Annotated in this window: 17 protein-coding genes; 10 read left to right on the top strand and 7 right to left on the bottom strand. The window is 69.1% G+C overall.

What is annotated here, in order from left to right; all coding sequences use genetic code 11:
* Window positions 1-225: 225 nt before the first annotated feature.
* Window positions 226-969 (bottom strand): class I SAM-dependent methyltransferase, encoded by a 744-nt coding sequence (locus tag ACIRG5_RS05055; RefSeq protein ID WP_402900303.1) that lies wholly within the window; start codon window positions 967-969, stop codon window positions 226-228.
* 243 nt (window positions 970-1,212) lie between these two features.
* Window positions 1,213-1,629, bottom strand: a complete 417-nt coding sequence (gene tnpA, locus ACIRG5_RS05050; protein WP_402900300.1) for an IS200/IS605 family transposase — start codon at window positions 1,627-1,629, stop codon at window positions 1,213-1,215.
* A 25-nt stretch (window positions 1,630-1,654) separates the two neighbouring features.
* On the opposite strand from tnpA, the gene ACIRG5_RS05045 reads away from it, so the two are divergent.
* From ACIRG5_RS05045 to ACIRG5_RS05035, 3 genes are all read left to right on the top strand, one after another.
* Complete coding sequence (locus ACIRG5_RS05045; protein WP_402900298.1) at window positions 1,655-2,890, top strand: RNA-guided endonuclease InsQ/TnpB family protein; 1,236 nt, start codon at window positions 1,655-1,657, stop codon at window positions 2,888-2,890.
* 316 nt (window positions 2,891-3,206) lie between these two features.
* Complete coding sequence (locus ACIRG5_RS05040; RefSeq protein WP_402900295.1) at window positions 3,207-5,231, top strand: ATP-binding protein; 2,025 nt, start codon at window positions 3,207-3,209, stop codon at window positions 5,229-5,231.
* Between the two features lie 3 nt (window positions 5,232-5,234).
* Window positions 5,235-6,362: a LuxR C-terminal-related transcriptional regulator gene (locus ACIRG5_RS05035; RefSeq protein ID WP_402900292.1), complete on the top strand. Its 1,128-nt coding sequence runs from the start codon at window positions 5,235-5,237 to the stop codon at window positions 6,360-6,362.
* Here the strand turns inward: ACIRG5_RS05035 and ACIRG5_RS05030 are convergent.
* Window positions 6,349-6,978 carry a DedA family protein gene (locus ACIRG5_RS05030; RefSeq protein WP_402900289.1) on the bottom strand — a complete coding sequence of 210 codons (630 nt, stop codon included), beginning with the start codon at window positions 6,976-6,978 and terminating at the stop codon, window positions 6,349-6,351. The genes ACIRG5_RS05035 and ACIRG5_RS05030 overlap by 14 nt on opposite strands.
* A 23-nt stretch (window positions 6,979-7,001) precedes the next feature.
* Here ACIRG5_RS05030 and ACIRG5_RS05025 point away from each other — a divergent pair, with 23 nt between their 5' ends.
* The 5 genes from ACIRG5_RS05025 to ACIRG5_RS05005 all read left to right on the top strand — a co-directional run bounded on the left by ACIRG5_RS05025 (window position 7,002) and on the right by ACIRG5_RS05005 (window position 10,397).
* A complete protein-coding gene (locus ACIRG5_RS05025; protein WP_402900286.1) occupies window positions 7,002-7,793 on the top strand; it encodes a cytochrome c biogenesis CcdA family protein in 792 nt (263 codons plus the stop codon).
* A gap of 8 nt (window positions 7,794-7,801) precedes the next feature.
* Window positions 7,802-8,275: a redoxin domain-containing protein gene (locus ACIRG5_RS05020; RefSeq protein WP_402900283.1), complete on the top strand. Its 474-nt coding sequence runs from the start codon at window positions 7,802-7,804 to the stop codon at window positions 8,273-8,275.
* Window positions 8,276-8,431: 156 nt separating this feature from the next.
* The gene (locus ACIRG5_RS05015) at window positions 8,432-8,722 is read left to right on the top strand and encodes an HPF/RaiA family ribosome-associated protein (protein ID WP_402900281.1); all 291 of its coding nucleotides are present in this window, start codon (window positions 8,432-8,434) and stop codon (window positions 8,720-8,722) included.
* Window positions 8,723-8,862: 140 nt separating this feature from the next.
* A complete protein-coding gene (locus tag ACIRG5_RS05010; RefSeq protein WP_402900278.1) occupies window positions 8,863-9,210 on the top strand; it encodes a YciI family protein in 348 nt (115 codons plus the stop codon).
* Window positions 9,210-10,397 carry an RNA polymerase sigma factor gene (locus ACIRG5_RS05005; RefSeq protein ID WP_402900275.1) on the top strand — a complete coding sequence of 396 codons (1,188 nt, stop codon included), beginning with the start codon at window positions 9,210-9,212 and terminating at the stop codon, window positions 10,395-10,397. The genes ACIRG5_RS05010 and ACIRG5_RS05005 overlap by 1 nt, the downstream gene beginning before the upstream one ends.
* Here the strand turns inward: ACIRG5_RS05005 and ACIRG5_RS05000 are convergent.
* Both ACIRG5_RS05000 and ACIRG5_RS04995 read right to left on the bottom strand, forming a co-directional pair.
* Window positions 10,332-10,898: a copper resistance protein CopC gene (locus ACIRG5_RS05000; protein ID WP_402900272.1), complete on the bottom strand. Its 567-nt coding sequence runs from the start codon at window positions 10,896-10,898 to the stop codon at window positions 10,332-10,334. The genes ACIRG5_RS05005 and ACIRG5_RS05000 overlap by 66 nt on opposite strands.
* A gap of 31 nt (window positions 10,899-10,929) precedes the next feature.
* Window positions 10,930-12,099 (bottom strand): MFS transporter, encoded by a 1,170-nt coding sequence (locus tag ACIRG5_RS04995; protein WP_402900269.1) that lies wholly within the window; start codon window positions 12,097-12,099, stop codon window positions 10,930-10,932.
* A 121-nt stretch (window positions 12,100-12,220) separates the two neighbouring features.
* Between ACIRG5_RS04995 and ACIRG5_RS04990 the strand changes: the two genes are divergently transcribed.
* Both ACIRG5_RS04990 and ACIRG5_RS04985 read left to right on the top strand, forming a co-directional pair.
* Complete coding sequence (locus tag ACIRG5_RS04990) at window positions 12,221-12,616, top strand: ATP-binding protein (protein WP_319981091.1); 396 nt, start codon at window positions 12,221-12,223, stop codon at window positions 12,614-12,616.
* Window positions 12,617-12,698: 82 nt separating this feature from the next.
* The gene (locus tag ACIRG5_RS04985) at window positions 12,699-13,100 is read left to right on the top strand and encodes an ATP-binding protein (protein ID WP_402900266.1); all 402 of its coding nucleotides are present in this window, start codon (window positions 12,699-12,701) and stop codon (window positions 13,098-13,100) included.
* Here the strand turns inward: ACIRG5_RS04985 and bla are convergent.
* Together bla and ACIRG5_RS04975 are read right to left on the bottom strand one after the other, a co-directional pair.
* Window positions 13,093-13,989 carry a class A beta-lactamase gene (gene bla, locus ACIRG5_RS04980; RefSeq protein ID WP_402900263.1) on the bottom strand — a complete coding sequence of 299 codons (897 nt, stop codon included), beginning with the start codon at window positions 13,987-13,989 and terminating at the stop codon, window positions 13,093-13,095. The genes ACIRG5_RS04985 and bla overlap by 8 nt on opposite strands.
* Window positions 13,990-13,993: 4 nt before the next feature.
* Window positions 13,994-17,917, bottom strand: coding sequence for an amino acid adenylation domain-containing protein (locus ACIRG5_RS04975; RefSeq protein WP_402900260.1), 3,924 nt, complete (start codon window positions 17,915-17,917; stop codon window positions 13,994-13,996).
* Window positions 17,918-17,928: the final 11 nt, after the last annotated feature.

The raw sequence follows: 17,928 nt of genomic DNA, 5'->3' as shown, positions 1-17,928 counted from the left end.
CGGTCCGTGTCCTGTCCAGCCGAACATTGCGGTGTCCAGGGCAAGTTTGCGGTGCTTGCTACGGCCTCCGAGTCAGTTCGCGGGCCGCCACACGCTCTGCCTGAAGTTGGCGCATTCTCAACAACCGCGTTGGTTCCTTGCCAACGGCCTGTAGCGCCTGTACGCAGCCTCAAGGTCAGGGCAAGCATGCCGCGACCTTGAGGCCATCTATGTGCCACGCCGTAGTCAGGCGGCCTCCAGGACGAAGAAGATGAAGCTCAGGAAGGCCCCGGAGGGGAACCTCGCCATCTCGTCGGGAAAGAGTTCGTGGGCTTCCGGCGCCGGAGGCGGCTCGCTGATGACGGCGGTGCGGAAGCCTGCCGCGGTGAAGGCATCGGTCATCGCGTGCAGCGGCCGGTGCCAGTAGGTGAGCACGGCCTTCTGGCCGTTGAAGTCGTACTCGTCGGACCACTTGGTGGTCGCGAAGTAGTCAGTCTCGCGATGCACCATCTTGAGGAGGATGGGGTGGTTGACGACCACGATCAGCCGGCCACCGGGCTTCAGCACCCGCCGCAGCTCAGCCAGAGGTGCGGTCCAGTCCTCCAGGTAGTGCAGCACCAAAGCGGCGACGGCGTCGTCGAACGCGCCGTCGGGGTACGGCAGCGGGCCCGCTATGTCGGCGACCCGCAGGTCCACGTCGTCGCCGAGCCGCTGCCGGGCCAGCTCCACCATCTTGGCGCTGCGGTCGAAGCCGCTCACGACGGCTCCCCGATCACGTAGCGCCACGGACACAGGACCAGCACCGCAGCCGGCGTCGAGAATTCGTCGACCGGCCACGTCGCCGGCCAGGTCCACGATCGCGGGCCGGACGTAGTAGGCGTTGAGGAGGCTGGTCTCGTTCTCGGCCGTGTACGCCTCGGCGAAGCCGTCGTAGTCGTTCTCCACGGCCACATCGGCGATGACGGCGGAGCTCTCGGGAATGGCAGGCATGTTTCCCATACTGCCCAGTGATCAATCAGGGTGTCAGGAGATCATCTCGCCGACCACGACAGACGGTTCGTTCCCGCCCTGGCCCTTGGCCGACATCGACGACCCAGGGCCAGGCATCCGCAAACCAGCCCTGGACAACAGCCGTCCGCATCCGTCCGCGCTACCGGTAATGCGGGCTAGTGCGCCGGGTTTCAGCCCGGTGGTGAAGGCCCGCGCGGGCGGCCGGTCACGGCCGAGCGTGTCCTAGACCGGCCGGTTCTGCTGCTCGATGTACTGCCGCAGGACGCTGATCGGCGCGCCTGCGACCGAACCGGCGAAATACGACCCGGACGAGAGTCGTTGTGCCCGCCAGTAGTGGCGGGTCAGTTCGGGGAATTCCTGTCGCATCCTGCGGGAGGAGACGCCCTTGAGGCTGTTGACCAGCTTCGAGATCTCGACCTTGGGCGGAAAGCTCACCAGCAGGTGCACGTGATTGTTTTCGCCGTTGAACTCGACCAGTTCGGTCTCGAAGTCGGCGCAGACCGCCCGCATGATCTCTTCCAGCCGGGTCAGGTGCCGGTTGCTGAACACCTTGCGCCGGTACTTCGTCACGAAGACCACATGCGCGTGAGACGCGAGAACACCGTGCCGGCCAGGACCAACACCGGCCAGATTCTGCATGGAACCAAAAGAATATAATGACGCTGTGCAGTTGCGGTACAACTTCCGTGTCTACCCGACGCCAGGTCAGCGGGACGCGTTGGCGCGGGCGTTCGGGTGTGCGCGGGTGGTGTTCAACGACGGGCTGCACGCACGCCGGACAGCCCACGAGAACGGCGAGCCGTATCTGTCGGACGGCGAGCTGTCCAAGCAGGTCATCACCGTAGCCAAGGCGGCGCCGGAGCGGGCGTGGCTGGGCGAGGTGTCGGCGGTGGTGTTGCAGCAGGCGCTGGCGGATCTGAACGCCGCCCACCGCAACTTCTTCGCCTCGGTCACGGGCACACGCAAGGGCCGCAAGATAGCGGCGCCCCGGTTCCGGTCCCGCAAGGACAATCGACAGGCCATCCGGTTCACTCGCAACGCGCGGTTCGCGGTGCTGGGCAACGGTCGGTTGCGGTTGCCGAAGATCGGTGACCTGGACGTGCGCTGGTCGCGTGAGCTGCCCGCCGAACCGTCGTCGGTGACGATCGTGAAGGACGCGGCCGGGCGGTACTTCGCCTCGTTCGTCGTTACGACGAAGCAGGACGAGGCACTGCCGGCCGTCGAGTCCGAGGTCGGTATCGACCTGGGCCTGACGCATTTCGCGGTGCTCTCGGACGGCACGAAGGTGGCCGCGCCGAGGTTCCTGCGCCAGGCGGCGCGCAGGCTGGCGCGGTTGCAGAAGTCGCTGAGCCGCAAGGTCAAGGGTTCGAACAATCGCAAGAAGGCCGTCGTGAAGGTCGCCCGCGCGCACGCGAAGGTGGCCGACACGCGGCGGGACTGGCAGCACAAGCTGTCCACGGCGATCATCCGCGACAACCAAGCGGTGTACGTCGAGGACCTGTGCGTGACCGGTCTGTGCCGTACCAGGCTCGCCAAGTCCGTGCACGACGCCGGATGGGCGGCTTTCTCCGGCATGCTGGAGTACAAGGCGGCCCGGTACGGGCGTGGGTTCGCCCGGATCGACCGGTGGCTGCCGACCTCGCGGACCTGCTCGGAGTGCGGGCGGATCGACGGGCCGAAACCGCTGTCCGTGCGGTCGTGGACATGCCCGTGCGGTGCCGTCCACGACCGGGACATCAACGCCGCCAGGAACGTGTTGGCCGCCGGGCAGGCGGACAACTCAAACGACCGTGGAGCGCAGGTAAGACCAGCATCCGTGCCGGCACCGCGCCGCGAAGCGGTAACCCACTCAGACGCCGCGCGATCCACGCGCAGCGTGGAGAGAATCTCCGCCCTTTAGGACGGAGAGGATGTCAACTTGCGGACCGCAGCTCACAGATCTGCACCACCGCAAACTTCAGCTGGACGAGACACCGGGGCTGCTTCGCGCGTGTGGTCGTGGGCTTGTGCGGGCTCCCGGCTCGCGCGGCGTGGACCGGGACGAGGGCAGGAATCTCGGTACCGGCTCGACAGAACGTGAAGTCGCCGTCTCAGCACGCGGCGGGGTCCGTGCAGGTGCTGACGGGTGTTCTCGCAGTTCACGGCAGCTTTGTGAGCTGAACTGCAATTGTCGGCCGTCATTTCTTCGGATTGCATTCGCACTTAGAATCGCGCGCATGTGGTGGTCGGTGAACTCGCGAACTCGTCTGGTGGGACGGGAACGCGAGCTGACCACCGTGCGGCGGCTGCTGCGACGGCATCGGCTGGTGACGCTCGCCGGGCCCGGTGGGGCGGGAAAGTCGCGGCTGGCGGCCGAACTGTGCCCGTCCGGCCCCGTCGTCGAACTGGAGTCCGTGTACCGGCCCGACCTGCTGTGGCACGTGATCGCGTTCTCACTGAACGTGTGGGAGGAGCCGGGTTCGCCACTGCACGCGACTGTCGTCCGCGCGCTGGCCGGGCATCGGTTGCTGGTGCTGGACAACTGCGAGCACCTGATCCGCGAGGCCGCCTCGGCGGTGGCCGAGCTGCTGGCCCGGTGCCCGCGCCTGCGCGTGCTGGTGACGAGCCGCGAACCCCTCGACCTGGCCGGCGAGATGTGCGTCGAGGTCGGTCCACTGTCTCCCGCGGACGCCCGGCAGATGTTCGTGGAGTGCGGCGGCGCCCCGGAACTCGCCGGCGCGGTGCACGACCACCTGCCGCTGGCGATCGAACTGGCCGCCGCCCGCACCGACGTGCCCGCGCGTCACCGCACGCTCGATGCCGTGATCAGGTGGAGCTACGACCTGCTGGCACCGGCCGAGCAGTCGGCGTTGCGCGGGCTCTCCTCGCTGATCGGCGACTTCGACCTCGACCTGGCCGCCGCGGTGTGCGGCGACCCGGAGCACGTCGTGCAGCTGATGGCCTCGTTGCGCGCCAAGTCGTTGGTGGTGCGCACGCCGTCGTCCTCGGGCGCGCGGTTCCGGATGCTCGAGTCGATCCGCCTGTTCGGCCTGGCGCGGCTGGAGGAGAACGGCGAGGCCGCGGTGACGTTCGAGCGGCTGGTCGAGCACCTGGTCCGGGCGATCGGCGAGATCGCGGCGGCACCGATGATCGAGAACAACACGACCACGTGGCTGGCGAGCCAGGAACACCAGTTGCTGCACGCGGTGGAACGCGTTCCGCGCACGGACCCGCGCCACACGTGGCTCGTCGCGGGTGTCGTGCACGTCTGGTACCTGCGCGGCTCGTACAGCGAGGCGATGCGGATGGCCCGCGCCGCCCTGGCGCACGGCCCGTTGACGTCGCACTCGGAGATGTTGCTCTTCCGCGCGGCGTGGCTGGCGGGCTTCACCGGCGACGAGGTGGCCGCGCTGCGGTTCGCGGAGGCCCTGGTGGCGCACCCCGCCATGAGCCGGCCGGTGTGGGAGGCGCGGGGCTGGAACACGCTGGGGTACGCGCGCGGGGCCAACTCCGATCTCGCGGGTGCGCGCGCGGCCAACGAACGGTCGGTGGCGGTGGCGCGGAGCCTCGGTGATCCGAGCCTGCTGATGACGTTCCTCAACAACCACGCCTGGCTCCTGATGCGACTGGGCGATCTGCCCGGTGCGCTCGCGGCCGCTCTGGAGTCGCTCTCGCTGGGAGTCCTGGACGGCTTCCGCCTGATGGCCTCCCGGCACACCGCCGGGGTGATCGCTCTGGCGGTCGACGACGTCGACCAGGCCGAGCACCACTTCGCGATCGCCCTGCGGGTGGGCGCTCCCGAATCACTGGCGCAGGCCGGTGTCCTGGAAGGACTGGGCGTGGTGGCGGCCCGCAGGGGAGACGCCGACCGTGCCGTGGTGCTGATGGCCGCCGCTGCCGCCACCCGCAGGTCCGGTGGTTCCCGGCAGGAGGAGCCCTGGAACCACATGGTGTCGGACGCCCGCGAACTCGCCCTGTCGTCGGCGGGGCCCCGGCGGGCGTCGCAGGCGTGGCGGCTGGGGGAGCGGCTCGACCAGGCGGGGCTGACGGCGTACGTCAACTCAGGTCAGCGGGACGAACCGCTGACCGCGCGGCAGCAGCAGATCGCCGACCTCGTGGTGGAGGGGCTGACCAACCCGGAGATCGCGGTGCGGCTGGGGATCTCGACCGGGACCGTGCGGTCGCACGTGACGCAGATGTTGTCGCGACTGGGTTTGAGCTCGCGCACCCAACTGGCGGCGCGGACGGCGCGGGCACGGTGACCCGTGACGTGTGAGGTCTGCGGAGCCGCGCTCACCACCTCCGCCAAGTACTGCTCCAGCGCCTGCCGTCAGCGCGCGTACCGCCGCCGCGCCGCCCGCGACGTCGTCCCGGCCTCGCCGCGCCTGGACACCTTCGTCGGCCGCGCCGCGGAACTGACCGAGCTCACCAAACTCTTGGCACGCAACAGGATCGTCACCGTCACCGGTCCGCCCGGCGTCGGCAAGTCCCGCCTGGTGCACGAGGCGGTCGCGCACCGGCGGCACGTCCTGGTGATCGAGCTCGCGGACGTCACCAGAGTCCCGGACCTGCTCGCGAACGGCCCCGAACCCGGTCTCCTCGTGCTGGACGGCTGCGAGGCCGTGCTGGCCGACTGCGCGAACCTCATCGCCAGGCACCCCGCGATCCGCGTCCTCGCCACGAGCCGCGAACCTCTGACCGTGCCGGGCGAGCAGGAGTACCGGCTGGGGCCCCTCGGTCAGCACGACGCGAAGCGGCTGTTCAGTGATCGGGCGACGGCGTTCGACAGCGAGTTCGACGAGAACGCCGCACTGCTGGAAACCGCGTGCGAGCGGCTGGACCGGTTGCCGCTGGCGCTCGAACTCGCGGCACGGCTGGTGCGCGTGCTGACGCTGGAGGAGATCGTGGCACGGCTGGACGACCGGTTCGCCGTCCTCACCACCGGACCGCGCGACGCCCCGGCGCACCACCGCTCGTTGCACGCGGCGATCGACCGCAGCTACGAGTTGCTGACCTCGGACGAGAAGATCGCGCTGCACACGTTCGCGCTGAGCCCCGGCACCGTCGAACCCGGTATGGCGCAACGACTTCAGGCGCGGTCACTGCTCGAAGCCGACTTCACCATGCTCGAGTCGGTGCGGCAGTTCGCCCTGCCGGGAGTGCGGATCACCACGCCACGCCCGCGGGCCGAACCGGAGCAGGCCGCGCCGTCGTGGCGCGACGAACGGCTGCTGCGCGTCGCGGCGATGGTCGCGGAAGGATTGACGAACAAGCAGATCGCCGACGGGCTGCACGTGTCGCTGCGGACCGTGGAGGCGGACGTGCGCGACCTCAAGTCCGTGCTGGGCGTGCGATCGCGCGCCCAGATCGCCGCCTGGACTACACAGGCGTGACTTCTTCTTCCTCGGCCGCTTTCGCGAGCTTGCGCTTCACGATGAAGACACCGGCGATGCCGAACACCAGGGCGATCGCCAGACCCGCGTAGGAGAAGCCCTTCAACCACTTCTCGGCCACCACGCCGAGGTAGTAGACGGCCGCCGCCGTGCCGCCCGCCCACACGACGCCGCCCAAGGCGTTCGCCACCAGGAACTTGCCGTAGTTCATGTGCATCGAACCGGCCAGCGGCCCGGCGAGAATGCGCAGCAGTGCCACGAACCGGCCGAAGAACACAGCCCACGCGCCACGTTTCTGGAACACCCTGCGAGCGTGTTCGAGCTGCTTTTCCCCGAAGTGCTTGGGGAATTTCCGGCCCATCCACGCGAACAACCGCGGCCCGCCGCGCCGCCCGATGAGGTAGCCGAAGTTGTCGCCGATGATGGCGCCCGCGCTCGCCCACACGCCGATCCACAACGGGCTCAGGTGGTCGTGCTGCGACGCCATCAACGAGGCCGTGACCAGCACGATCTCGCCTGGCAGCGGGATGCCGAGCGATTCGAAGCCGATCACCAGGCCGACGATCACGTACACGAGCAGAGGTGGGATGGCTTCGAGCCACTGTTCGATCGGCACTCCATGACTCTAGCCTCAGCCCGGTGAACGAGCTTGCGTTAGCGGTCGTCGCGGGAATGGTGGCCACGGTCAACCCGTGCGGATTCGCGATGCTGCCCGCCTATTTGGCGTTGGTGGCGCGGGACAGCCCAGCGCGAGCCTTTATGTCCGGTTTGGTGATGACAGCCGGATTTGTCACGTTCTTCGGCGCCTTCGGTGTTCTGGTCAGTCCGGTGGCCGCGACCCTCAAGCGCTACCTGCCGTTCGTGACGGTCGTGATCGGGCTCGTGATGGTCGTCGTCGGCGTGCTTCTGCTGCTCGGCAAGGATCTCTACGTCCGGCTGCCGAAACTCCAGGCGGCGCCCAAGAGCCTCTGGTCCATGTACGGCTACGGCATCGCGTTCGCCATCGCCTCTCTCTCGTGCGCGATCGGCCCGTTCCTCGCTTTGGTGGGCGCATCGCTGCAGACGGGCATCACGGCGTTCTTCGCCTACGCGCTCGGCATGGGTCTCATCGTCACCGTGCTGGCGGTCGCGGGTTCGGCGCTTGCACCGCACATCAGGAAGCTGCTGCCGCACGTCGGTCGCATCGGCGGTGTGGTGCTGGTGGCGGTCGGTGCGTACGTGACCTACTACGGCGTCTACGAACTGCGGTTGTTCCTGGCCGGCGGCAGCGCGATCGACCCGGTCGTGCGGGGCGCGGGGCGGTTCCAGAACACGCTCGTGCAGATCGTGGCAGCGCTCGGGCCTTGGCCGTTCGTGGTCGTGCTGGCGATCATCGGTGCCTGGTGGCTGAACCGGAGGAGGCGCGGGGCCGTACGCCCAGGCAGGAGGTGAGGAGCCGAATGCGCATCCTCGGACTGCTGCTAGGGATCCTGCTGCTCACCGGCTGCGCGGAGAAGACACCGCCGCCGGAGAAGTTCCAGTTCACCGCCCAGACGCTGGACGGCGCGGAGTTCCGCGGCGACAAGCTCGTCGGACAGCCCGCCGTGCTGTGGTTCTGGACGCCGTGGTGCCCGTCCTGCAACGCCGAGGCGGAGACGGTCGAGGCGATGGCCAAGCGGCACGACAAGGTCCAGTTCGTCGGCGTCGCGGCCGAGGACCAGCTCGACGCGATGAAGAAGTTCGTGGGCGACCACCGGATGACCAGCTTCCCGCACCTGGCCGATCTGGACGGCGCGGTGTGGAAGCGGTTCGGCGTCACCGCGCAGCCGACGTTCGCGTTCGTGGGCACCGACGGCTCAGTGGAACTGCTCACCGGATCGCCCACCGAGGAGCAGCTGGACCAGCGCGTTTCTGCTTTGGTACCAAAGACTTGATCCCAGTGACATCACTAGGTCCGGCGGCCGCACCATTCTCTCAGCAGAAAGACCCTGCGCTGTCGGGACCAACGCCCGGTTCGGCGTTGCGATCGGATTCGTATCGTCGAACTGGCCTCGTGGCGGTGCCGCGCGGCCTTGAGGAGGCAGGTGTCGATGGACTACATCCAGGTCTCGCTCGCGGAGGCCATTCCCGAGCAGGCCAGGGACTACGCGTCCGCGCGAATCGGCTCGCTGGACCAGTACGCGCCGACCAGGATCGACTTCGCGTGGGTCAACCTGACCTCGGACAAGTCCGTGATCCACGCGCACGCCCGGCTCGACCTGCAGTGGGTAGAGGTGCAGGCGTACGCGGAGGCGGGCACGGTCACCGAGGTGATCGACCTGGTGCGGGAACGCATGCGTCGTCAGCTCGTCTCGATGCACGGCGTGCCCGCGCACAACTGACCTCACCGAACTGAACCCACCACTCGGCGGCGGACGGGTGGTGGGTTCGCCGCGCCTTGCGCACGAATCGACGGAATCATGTCGTCGTGGTTGTCGAAACGGGTCGCCCTCGTTCGTACAAGGGGTGAAAGGAGACCACCATGACGCAGAAGTACCTGCTCAGCATCTATCAGCCCGACGGTGAGACCCCTCCACCCGAGGTGCTCGAACCGATCATGGCGAACCTGAACGCGCTGAACGAGGAGATGCGGGCGAAGGGCGCGTGGGTGTTCGCCGTCGGCCTGCACCCGCCGTCGACCGCGACCGTGCTCAGGGCGAAGGACGACGACGTGCTCATGACGGACGGGCCGTTCACCGAGGGCAAGGAGCACATCGGCGGCTTCACGGTCATCCAGGCCGCCGACCTCGACGAGGCGCTCGACTGGGGCCGGCGGCTCGCCGGCGTGCTCAGCCCGTTGTCGATCGAGGTCAGGCCGATCGCGTTCTGATGATCGAGGAGGTCTTCCGGGCCGAGTACGGCCGTGCGGTGTCCGTCCTGACCCGCGTCCTCGGTGACATCGACCTCGCCGAGGAGGCGGTGCAGGACGCCTTCGCCACGGCCGTGCTGCGGTGGCCGGTGGACGGCGTTCCACCGGCTCCCGCGGGCTGGATCATCACGACGGCCCGCAACCGCGCCATCGACCGGTTGCGGCGTGAGGCCAAGGGCTCGGAGAAGTACGCGGAGGCGGCACGGCTTCAGCACGACCCGGAAACCCAGGAGGCGGGGGACGTGGCGGACGACCGGTTGCGGCTGATCTTCACCTGCTGCCACCCGTCGCTGGCGCCGCAGGCCCAGGTCGCGCTGACGCTGAAACTGCTCGGCGGGCTGACGACGGCGGAGATCGCCAGGGCGTTCCTGGTGCCCGAACCCACGATGGCGCAACGGATCGTGCGCGCGAAGGGCAAGATCCGCGCGGCCCGCATCCCGTACCGGGTGCCGCGCGACGCCGATCTACCCGAGCGACTCGCCGCCGTGCTCGCCGTCGTCTACCTCATCTTCAACGAGGGCTGGCTCGACAAGGCCGAACTGGCGGACGAGGCGATCCGGCTGGGCCGCGTGCTCGCTCAGTTGATGCCGGACGAACCCGAGGTGTGGGGGCTGCTCGCGTTGATGCTGCTCGTCGCGTCACGCCGGGAGGCACGGCTGCGCGCCGGCGAGATCGTCCTGCTCGAAGACCAGGACAGGGCGTTGTGGAACGCGGATCTCGTGGCGGAGGGCCAGGACGTCGTGCGCCGCTGCCTGCGCTGGAACCGGCCAGGCCCGTACCAGATCCAGGCCGCGATCAACGCCGTGCACAGTGACCCGCCGACCGACTGGCACCAGGTCGTCGCGCTCTACGACCAGCTGATGGCGATCACGCCGAGCCCTGTCGTGGCACTGCATCGCGCCGTGGCGGTCGCCGAAACGCACGGCCCCGCGGCGGCGTTGCTGGAAGTGGAGGTGCTGGATCTCGACCGCTACCACCTGTTCCACGCCGTGCGCGCGGATCTGCTGCAACGGCTCGGCCAAGACCCGACCGCGGCGCTGCAGGCCGCGCTGGACCGGGCCGAACACCCGGCTGAACGCGACCTACTCCGCAGGCGGCTGCTCCTTGCGGCGGCGGACCAGCAGGATCGCGCCGACGACGACCACTAGCCCGATCAGGAGCCACACCCAGATCGGCACGCCACCGGAGTCCGCCGTGGTCGAGGTCGACGGGGGAGCGTTCGACACCGTCGCGCTCGCCGTCACCGACGAGGGCGGGACGACGGACGAGGAGGGCTGCGCCGCGACCGTCATCGTGAAGGCGACCGTGCCGGACACGGTGTCGCCGTCGTCGGACTTGGCCGACCAGGCGATCGTGTGCGCGCCGGCCTTGGCCGCGGACGTGTCGATCTTCGCCGTGATGGTCTTGTCGACGGCGTGCACCTCGGTGACCGGCACCTTGGCGCCGTCCGGTCCCGTCACGGTGACCGCGTCGCCGTCCGGCAGGCCGACGGCCTCGCTGAACACCAGCTCGACCTGTTTCGGCGGGGCGTCGAGGGCCGCGCCGGACGCAGGGGTGCTGCTCTTGAGTTCGGCATGGGCCTGTGCGGGGACGACCATGGCCGTCGCGGCGAGCAGTGCCAGCACGAGGGCGCTGAAGTAACGCGTCACGTGCGCAGCGTAATGGCTCTGTCGATCAGTCTCACCCCACCGAATGCGGGACGTGCCGCGCGGCCGGCACCAGCGACAGTCCGGTCGCGAGCAGCGCGGCCAGCCCGGCGGCGATCACCGGCGCGATCGGCGCCACCTCGTACAGCAGCGCGCTCAGCATCGGCCCGATGATGAACGTCAGCCCGCCCGTCGCGGTGACCAGTCCGGCCATCAGACCCTGCCGGCCGGAGCCGACGCCGAGCGAGGCCACCGCGCCGAACCCGGTGATCGCGAGCCCGATTCCCAGCGACACCACCAGGAACGCGAGCGACATCAGCGCGGACGACGGCGAGACCGCGAGCAGCGCGCACCCGGCCACCGCGACCGGTGATCCGATCCGCACCAGCCTGGCGGGGGACCACTTCAGCAACGGCACGAGCAGGCCCTGCGCCAGCAGGAGCCCGATGCCGGACGCGAACAGCAGGCCTTCGAGCGCGGCCGAGGTGCCCCGCACCCGGTCCGCGGCGAGGTACACGACGACGGTCTGCAGGATCGCGAGCGACAGGTACAGCAGGAACCCGGCACCGAAGGCCGGCACCAGTTCCCGCGGCCGGACCTCGACCGGCTGCGGTGAGCGTTCGACCGGCCTGACGGTCACCAGCACCAGAACCGCGACCAGCAGCGCGACCACGGGCGCCACGTACAGCGGCAACCACAGGGACGTCACCGCGAGCACGCCGGCGGCGACCGGGCCGAGCACGATGCCCAATCCCTGTGCGGCACCGACGAAGCTGATGGCTCGGGTGCGTTCGACGACGCCGTGGGTCGAGAGGCCCGCGACGGCGAGTGCGGCGACGAGCACGGAGGCGAGCCCCGCACCGAACAGCAGACCGCGGAACACCAGCACCATCGTGAACGCGAGGTCGGGCGTGAGCGTCTCGTCGAGGCCGAACGCCACCGCGGCGGCGAAACCGGCGGGCCCGGCCACGCACAGGGCGAGCCCGGCGCCCAGCACGGGACGCACTCCGGCGGCGTCGAGCAGCAGACCCCAGATCGGGCTCGCCAGCGTCGTGGCCACGGACGCGGCCGTGAACACCAGGCTCAGCTGGGTCGTGGTCAGCGAGAGTTCGCGGGCCAGCGGAGCGACGACCGAGGTCAGCAGTTGGTGCAGCGAGTAGATGACCAGCACTGCGGCCAGCAAGGGCGGCAAGGATCTGGGCACGCGGTTCCCCCTGGAGTTGCGGCGGCGCCGTGAGAGTAGTTCAACCACATGAACGGTTGGTTTGGCTGTCGATGTACCTGGGTAACCCGCGTTCCAACTGATCAACTGACCGAGGAGCGGTTTGGCGCGCGACCAGGCAGCGAGGACGGGCGAGGCGGCCAATCTGCCGTTGGGCAGGCAACGGCCGTCACTCGCGGCCGTCCGGCGCTGGGTGCGGCTGGAACTGATGGGCGAGGACACCGACGCGGTCGCCGATGTGCTGCTGGTGGTGAACGAACTGGTCAGCAACGCGTACCGGTACACGTCCGAGCCGTCGTTCCTGCGCGTCGTCGTGGAGAAGCAGAGGATCCGCATCGAGATCGAGCACAACGCCAACGCCCATCCGCCGTTGCGCAAGGTGTCCCGTCCGCAGCGGGGGTACGGCCTGGTCCTGGTGGCCCGGCTGTCCGATCGCTGGGGTGTGGACAGAGCTCTCGGCGGCACCGTGGTCTGGGCCGATCTGCCGAGGACGTCATGAGTGAAGTTCGATGGGTTTCGATGTACGCGCTCTGGGGTATGGAACCCCCTGCCTTGAACGAACAGGGCGCGGGGAGATGCTGATGGCTATCGCAGGACGGTCCGGCGAACGACTGGACCTCGTCCTACCGGAAGGTGTTCTGCCGCTCGCGGACGTGCGGGCGGAGGTGCGTCGCCTCCTGAAGGGAATGCACGAGAACGTCGTGGTCGACGTGATGGTCGTGGCCACCGAACTCGTGAGCAACGCTTACCACCACGCCGCCCCAGGGCGGCGTGCCCGCATTCTTCGCCTGCCGGAGCGAGAGGTGGTGCGGGTCGAGGTCGACGACGGAACGCCCGGCCGCTTCCCGCAGCTCGGGCGGATGGGGTTCATCGGGCGTCGGCAGCGAGGTTTGTTGCTGGTCAACGGCTTGGCTCAGGTGTGGGGGCACAACCGGTTCCCTGACTCCAAGACCGTGTGGGCGGACGTGACCACCGTCAGGTGAGGGTCTTCACGACGTAGGCGGCGGCTTCGGCGACGAGAGCCTCGTCGTACTCGGCGTCCGCCGCGGACTTGCTGGACATGATCGCGATCAGGATCGGCTCCCGGTTCGGCGGCCACACGACGGCGATGTCGTTGACGGTGCCGTACTCGCCGGCGCCGGTCTTGTTCGCGACCCTGCTGCCCTCCGGAACGCCCGCCCGGACGCGCTTGGCGCCGGTGGCCGACCGTTCCAGCAGGTCCTTCAGGAAGTCGCGCTTCTCCGGTTCGAGGGCGTTGCCCAGCACGATCCGCTGGTAGTCCGTGCCGAGCGAGCGCGGGGTGGCGGTGTCGCGCGGGTCGCCGGGCGTGGCCGAGGTGAGGTCGGGCTCGATCCGGTCCATTCTGGTCTCGGTGTCGCCGAGTTCGCGCAGGTACTTCGTGAGTTCCGCGGGGCCGCCGACGTCGCGCAGCAGCAGGTTGCCCGCCGTGCCGTCGCTGTGGCGGACCGCGGCGTCGCACAGGTCGCGCAGCTTCATTCCCGTTTGGACGTGTTGCTTCGTGATGGTCGAGCTCTTCATCAGGTCGGCTTCGGTGTAAGTGACGACGGTGTCCAGATGCGACATCGGGTTGTGGTGCAGGATCGCCGCCGTGGCAAGACCCTTGAACGTCGAGCAGAACGCGAACCGTTCGTCCGCCCGATGCTCGATCGTGCTGCCGTTGTCGCTCATCGCGTAGACGCCCAGCCGTGCGTCGAACTTCTTCTCCAGTTCGAACAACGCGTCGTGCCGCACGGGCGTCGCACTCGTGGTCGTCGTCGGTGGCGTTGTGGTGGTCTGAGCCGCAGGGGTGGCGGCGCAGCCGGCGAGCGGGAGCAGGACGAGGGATTTGAGGGCGGCGCGTCGATCGATCACCCGGTCACACTATTTCGATCTCCGAGAGGCGCAGCGACGGGTCCGCCGTGACGGCCCGCAGGACGTCCGCGAACCGGGCGAGGAGTTCCACCGCCTGCTGCCGGGTGAACAGCAGCGAGTTGTAGACGACGTGCCCGCCGGAGTCGTGCAGGTGGAACGTCACCTCGGACTTCACGATGACCGGGCCGCGTTGCCGTGCCTCGAACGCGGTGGCAGTCACCCCTGGCAGTCGCAGTTCGGGCACCGGAGGCACGAGTGCGAACGTCAGTCGCAGCGGAACTCCTTCCACCACCTCGTGAAACGGCACCTCCTGGTGCTCGTGGGCGGCCGTTGTGGTCTCCTTGACCCGCCGCAGCACCTCGCGGAAGTCCGGGTCGCCGGACAGATCCGTGCGCAGCGCCACGACCTTCGCGAACAGGCCGATCACCTGCTCCAGTTCCGGCCGGACGCGGTTCGCCATCGGCGTGCCGACCACGACGTCGGTGGCCCTGGTGGTCTGGGACAGCAGGACTGTGAACGCGGCCAGCAGCACCTCGTACGGCGTGGCCCGCTCCTGACCGGCCAGTGTGGAGACCTGGGAGAGCAGGTCCTTCGACGGCGACCACGGCAGCAGCTCGCCGGGGCCGAGCGGGTTGACGTCCCGGTCGGCCCTCGTCGGCAGCTCGATCGGGCGCATGCCGTCCAGGTGTTGCTGCCAGTACTTCGCGTGCTCGGGGGACAGCGTGTCCTGCTCCCACAACGTGAAGTCGGCGTACTGCACGACCGGCGCCGCCGCGGTGCCGTTCAGTTCCTCGATCAGCAGAGCCTGCGACCACCCGTCGCTGACGAGGTGATGCATGGTCAGCAGCAGCACGTGGTCCTCGTCCGCGAGCCTCAAGACCCGTGCCCGCAGCAACATTCCGCTCGCCAGGTCGAACGGCACGGTCATCTCGTCGCCGGCGATGAACGCCGCCTCCTCCGCAGAGGACACGTCGACGACCTTCAGCGGAACGGCTTGAGCGGGCCGGACTTCTTGCAGCACAACGCCATCGCGTTCAAAGAACGCCGTGCGCAACGCCTCGTGCCTGCGGACCACGCGGTCCAGTCCGGACTGGAGGTGGTCGAGGTCGAGCGGCCCGTGCAGGCGCAACGCCAGCGGCACGGTCCAGAAGCCCGCGGCCAGCACCGAGCCGAACCACCGGTTGCCCTGGTTCTGCGCGATCGACAACGGCACCGGACCGTGCGCGCGTGGCGTGACCGGCTTGATCCACGACCGTTCGCCGGACAGGATCCGCGCCAGCCGTTGGGGTGTGCGGTGGTGGAACAGCGCGGGCAACGGGAGTTCGGCGCCCAGTTCCGCCCGGACACGGGTGATCACGCGGGTGGCGAGCAGGGAATGCCCGCCCAGCGCGAAGAAGTCGTCGGTCGCGCCGACGTCCTCGATGCCGAGCACGTCCGCGAACACCTGGCACAGCGCGGCCTCCTCGGTGGTGCGCGGCCGGACGTGCGGTGAGCGCGGGGACGGCACGGGCAGCGCGCGGCGGTCGATCTTGCCGTTCGCCAGCAGCGGGAACGTGGTCACCGGAAGGAAGAGGGACGGCACCAGCTGGACCGGTAGCAGCGCGGCGCAGTGCTCCAGCAGGTCGTCGGCCTCGCCGGTGTAGTAGGCGATGAGCTGCTTGTCCCGCAACACGACGACGGCCCGCGTCACCTTCGGATGGGCGTTGAGCACGGCTTCGATCTCGCCCGGTTCGACCCGCACGCCGCGGATCTTCACCTGGTCGTCGACGCGGCCGTGGAACTCCAGCTGGCCGTCGTCGTTCCACGACGCGAGATCGCCCGTCAGATACATCAGCTCGCCGTCTTTCGTGACGAACTTCCGTTCGCTCAGCTCGGGACGACCGTGATAGCCCGAGGCGAGTCCGGCGCCCGACACGCACAACTGGCCCGCGACGCCGACGCCGACCGGCAGCAGGGTGGCGTCGAGCAGGTGGATCCGGGTGTTGTCGATCGGCCCGCCGATCGGGGCGATCGCGGGCCAGTCCACCACGTCGGCGGGCAGTGAGTACGACGTGATCACGTGCGACTCGGCCGGGCCGTAGTGGTTGTGCACGCGCAGCCACGGCCTCAAAGCGCAGAAGTTGCGCAGCTTCACGTCGAGCGTCAACGGTTCGCCGGCCTGCGAGACGTGCCGCATCGAGGCGAACGACGGGTCCTCGTCCAGCAACGCCCGCAGCACCGAGTCCGGCACGAACAGCCGCGTGATCCGTTCGGCGTCCAGCCAGGCGGTGAACGCGGCGGGGTCGCGGCGGACCTCGTCCGACGGGATGACGAGCGTGCCACCGAACAGCAGTGCGGAGAAGATCTCCTGCACCGACACGTCGAAGGTGGCGGTGGTGAACTGCGCGGTGCGGCTCTCTTCTTCCCGTTCGAGCGCCTTCTCCTGCCAGCGCACGAGGTTCACCACGCAGCGGCCGGGCATCAGCACGCCCTTGGGCCGTCCGGTCGAGCCGGACGTGTAGATCATGTAGGCCGGGGCGTCCTGGGTGGTCCTCGGTGGTGCGGAATCCGGGTGGGAGTCCATTTCGGAGGGGGAAAGCGGGCGGTGGAACAGCACCCGGTTCCGGCTCACCACCACGGACAGCCGCGCGTCGTCGACCATGAACTGGATGCGGTCCAACGGGTGTTCCGGGTCGATCGGCACGTACGCCGCGCCGGCCTTGAGCACGCCCAGGATCGTGACGATCAGGTCGGCGCCCCGGTCCAGGCACAGCCCGACCAGGTCACCGGTCCCGATTCCCCTGGACCGCACCAGGTTCGCCATCCGGTTGGATCGGCGGTCCAGCTCGGTGTACGTGAGCGACTCGGACCCGTGCTCGACGGCCACGGCGTCCGGCGTGGTCAGCACCTGCTCCGCGAACAGTTCGGGGATGCTCACGTCCGGCAGGTACTCGGTGGTGGAGTTCCACTTCTCCAGCAGCGCGGCCTCGTCCTGGTCGATCATCGAGATCCGCGAGAGGCGCTCGTCGGTCGGCGCCCGCAGCACCTTCACGAGGTGGGCCAGCAGCCGGGTGATCCGCGGCCGGTCGAACAGCGCCCGGTTGTAGAGCACGCGGCCGTTCTGGATCTCGACGTCGAAGCTGGTGAACGCGACCTCGGGGTCGTAGAGGTCCCGTCGCGGCCGCAGGTCGACCTGCACCTGCACGAGCGGATGCCGCGACAGATCCCGTTCCGGCGCCAGCAGATCCACGACCTGGTCGAACCCGACGAGCTGCGCCGCGGCCGTGGTCAGCTGCTCGGCCGTCAACCCGCACAGCTCGCCGAACGTCGGGTCGCCGGACAGATCTCCGCGCAGCACGACGAGTTCGTCCGCGACGACGACACCGATCGGCACGTCGGCAGACCGCGTGTAGCGGCCGAGCACCACCTGCAGCGCCGCGAGCAACGCGTCGGAGTCGACGTCGGCCGACCACGGCACCACACCGGCTTCCGGCCGGTGCAACGGCGGCCGCGGGCGGTCGGTCGGCAGTTCCAGCACCGGCAGGTCGCGCAGCTGATCGAGCCAGAAGCCGGGAGAGCCCTGGGCGGCCGGGGGAGTCGGTCCGCCGAGCACGGTCTCCAGCACGCGGATGTCGCCGAGAATCCCATGCATCGTCAGGACGAGCAGCGACGAGTTGAGCTCCAGGGCGCGCACCAGCGGGCCTTCGCGCAGGTCGAACGGCTGCGTGAGTTCCGCGCGCACCGCCGCCCGCACATCGGGGACCTGCGCCGACCTCACGACGACGGGTGGCCCGCCGGGAACGGGCCGCCCGTCGTCGTCGAACCGGACCAGGAGGGTGTCCGGCACGTGGACGGCAGCGGGGGTGGTGATCAGCGTGACGTGGTGGCTGGGGTTGCCGGGGTCGAGCTGGTCGAGGAACCACATGCGGCGCCGGGTGTGGTCGGTCACGGTGCCTCCCG

It is taken from the genome of Lentzea sp. NPDC102401 (assembly GCF_044765805.1).
Taxonomy (GTDB): domain Bacteria; phylum Actinomycetota; class Actinomycetes; order Mycobacteriales; family Pseudonocardiaceae; genus Lentzea; species Lentzea sokolovensis.
This window is presented reverse-complemented; position numbering and strand designations above follow the sequence as displayed.